The sequence below is a fragment of the Chloroflexus sp. genome, from assembly GCF_034435895.1.
Taxonomy (GTDB): domain Bacteria; phylum Chloroflexota; class Chloroflexia; order Chloroflexales; family Chloroflexaceae; genus Chloroflexus.
In genome coordinates this window covers 1-3,148 of record NZ_DAOTWH010000301.1, presented here as the reverse complement: position 1 = coordinate 3,148, position 3,148 = coordinate 1, and the positions used below count along the sequence as shown (strand labels likewise).

Annotated in this window: 2 protein-coding genes; one reads left to right on the top strand and one right to left on the bottom strand. The window is 60.7% G+C overall.

Annotated elements, in window-relative coordinates:
* Positions 1–36: 36 nt before the first annotated feature.
* Positions 37–2,379, bottom strand: coding sequence for a type I DNA topoisomerase (gene topA / locus U9R81_RS16865; protein WP_322496587.1), 2,343 nt, complete (start codon positions 2,377–2,379; stop codon positions 37–39).
* A 303-nt stretch (positions 2,380–2,682) separates the two neighbouring features.
* On the opposite strand from topA, the gene U9R81_RS16860 reads away from it, so the two are divergent.
* The coding region (locus tag U9R81_RS16860) for a methylmalonyl-CoA mutase family protein (RefSeq protein ID WP_322496586.1) at positions 2,683–3,148 on the top strand (466 nt) is incomplete at its 3' end.

Below are 3,148 nucleotides of genomic sequence, written 5' to 3'. Positions count from 1 at the left end.
GTTTAAAACCTGCCCTTACTGCCTGCCCTTACGCCCCTACGCCGATTTGCGGGTCTTACCGCTAGATTTGCGGGCTGGCGCCGCCGGCTTCTCGGCAGCGGGAGGCGGCGCTAGCGCAGCTTCGACCGCCACCCCAGCCTGCGCCTCGTCGAGCGAATTGGTGATGTAGTCGCACTTGGGGTAGCGCGAGCAGCCGTAGAACGGGCGGCCAAACTTGCCCCGCCGGCGCAGCAACTCACCCTCGCCGCACTTCGGACACGGCACCCCAGTCGGTTCCGGCAGCGGCACTGGCTTGCCATCGCGGCCAATCCGGCGAGTATTGGTACATTCGGGATACCCCGAACAGCCGAGGAAGGGGCCGAAACGGCTCTTCTTGATCACCATAGGCCGCCCGCAGACATTGCACAAGACATCGCTCGTCTCTGGCGCGCTGGCCTTGTCGAGAATGATCTGGCCATTTTCGTCACGGTGAAAATCGCTGGTGAAATCGCACGAATCACTCTCGCCTTCCCGGTTGTAGCGCGAACAGGCCAGAAACTCGCCGTTGCGGCCAAACTTGATCACCAGCTTGGCTTGGCCGCACTTCGGGCAATCGAGATCGGTCGTAATCTCTTCGCGCTTGACGTTGCGCATCTGGCGTTGCGCCGTCTCGAGCGTCGAGCGGAAGGGGCCATAAAACTCGCGCAGTACCGGCACCCACTTTTTGGAACCTTCGGCAATATCGTCAAGCTGCTGTTCGAGCGACGAGGTGAAATCATAATCGACAATGTTGCCGAAATGCTCGACCAGCAAGTCGGTGACGACCCGCCCCAGCGTGGTCGGGATCAGCTTCTTATCCACCATCTCGACGTATTCGCGCTCTTGGATGGTCGAGAGGATGCTGGCGTAGGTGCTAGGCCGGCCAATGCCGAGCCGTTCCAGCTCTTTCACCAGACTGGCCTCAGTGTAACGAGGCGGCGGTTCGGTGAAGTGCTGCACCGGCAGCAGCTCAACCAACTGCAAGTTCTCGCCCTCGGCCAGCGGCGGCAAGCGGCGCTCGCTGTCTTCATCCTCTTCGCCTTCATCGAGGCTGACGTTGTAGACGGCGAGGAAGCCGGGGAACTTGAGCACCGAGCCGGTGGCGCGGAAGAGGTAGGGCGGTGCGCCAGCCACGCTCGGTTGGGCGGCAATGTCAACGGTGGTGCTGTCAAAGATGGCCGGGGCCATCTGCGAGGCGATCAACCGCTTCCAGATCAGATCGTAGAGCCGCCACAGATCGCGCTCCAGCCGTTCGCTCAACTGTTCAGGCGTGCGGGCGCTGCTGGTGGGCCGGATCGCCTCGTGGGCCTCTTGCGCGCCTTTGGCCTTGGTCTTGTAGACCGGCGGCTGGTCGGGCAGATAGTCACTGCCGAAACGCTTGCCGATCACCTCGCGCGCCTCGGCTTGAGCTTCTGCCGCCACCTGCACGCTGTCGGTGCGCATATAGGTGATCAGACCAACCGTGCCCTCTTCGCCGCCAATATCCACCCCCTCGTAGAGGCGCTGGGCCAGCGTCATGGTCTTCTTGGCGCTAAAGCCCAACTTGCGGGCCGCCTCTTGCTGCAAGGTGCTGGTGGTAAACGGCGGCGCCGGCGACCGGCGCTTGTCACGCCGGGTCACTTTGGCCACGGTATAGGTCGCGCCTTGCAGATCAGCCACGATCGCCTCGGCCTGCTCGCGCCGCTCGATCGAAAACTTCTCCAGCTTCTTGCCATCGCGCTCGATCAGCGTGGCCCGGAAGAGATCACGCGGCGCGATGCCGGCCTCTTTCAACAGATCGGCTTCAATCGTCCAATATTCCTGCGGCTGGAACTGCTCGATCTCGCGCTCGCGCTCGACGATCAGCCGTACCGCCACCGACTGCACCCGCCCGGCGCTCAACCCGCGCTTAACTTTATCCCACAACAACGGGCTCAGTTGGTAGCCGACCAGCCGGTCGAGCACTCGCCGCGCCTGTTGGGCATCAACCAGATTTTGGTCAATCTGGCGTGGCTGTTGTAACGCCTGTTGCACCGCGTTGCGCGTGATCTCTTGAAAGACCACCCGATACACCGGTGTCTTCTTTGGCGTTTTGACCGCTTGCGTAATATGCCACGCAATCGCCTCGCCCTCGCGGTCGGGGTCAGTCGCCAGATAGATGGCATCGGCATTGCGCACCGCTTGGCTCAGCTCGGTGACGACCTTTGGCTTAACGATTTCGTAGGAAGGGGCAAAATCGTGCTCGATATCGATCGCCAGCCCGTTCTTGGGCAAATCGCGCACATGGCCCATGCTGGAGGTAACTTTATAGCCTTTGCCCAAATATTTCTGAATCGTCCGCGCTTTGGCCGGCGACTCAACGATCACCACTTTTTCGCCCATTGAACTGTTCCCATCTCAATACGAATGTCTGCTCAAACATGGTTTTACTATCGTCATCGCACTATACGCGGCGCTGGCGCGATTGTCAAGAGCGAGCCTTCCCAATTTTGACCGGTTGTTGAACTGTAACTCGCTTCTCTAAGATGAGCTATTGACAAGCAGCATCAATCAGATACCCTGTGGTTAGGCAACCAGTCTTTCACTTCATGACGATCCGGTCTATCGTATCCGTTTTACCCTCGATTTGCTGGTATACTAACGGTATCGAGGGTTAGGTATGGGCTGCCGGCAAGGAGTATGGCCATGCCTTCAGAGACGCAGGAGACGGCGCAGCGCGCTCCGTTGTTCGATATGTTCGCGCCCGCGACATACGAGGAATGGCGGGCAGCGGCTGAGAAGACGCTGAAGGGCGTTCCGTTTGAGAAGCGCCTGATTACCAAGACCTACGAACAAATTCTGCTGCAACCGATCTATAACGCTGCCGATATTGCCGAGTTGCCGCACACTGGCTCGCTGCCCGGCTTCGCTCCATTCGTGCGCGATACGCGCGTGTTAGGGCCGGTGTTGGAACGCTGGCAGGTGGCGCAAGAGCTGCCGTACCCGACGGCGGATGAAACGAATCAGGCGGCGCAGGCTGATGTGCCGCGCGGCTTGACCACCCTCAACTTGCCGCTCGATCAGGCCACCCAGCACGGTCTCGATCCCGATGCGGCTGCGCCGGCGCAGGTGGGAACGGGGGGCCTGTCGCTGGCGACGCTGGCCGACGCTC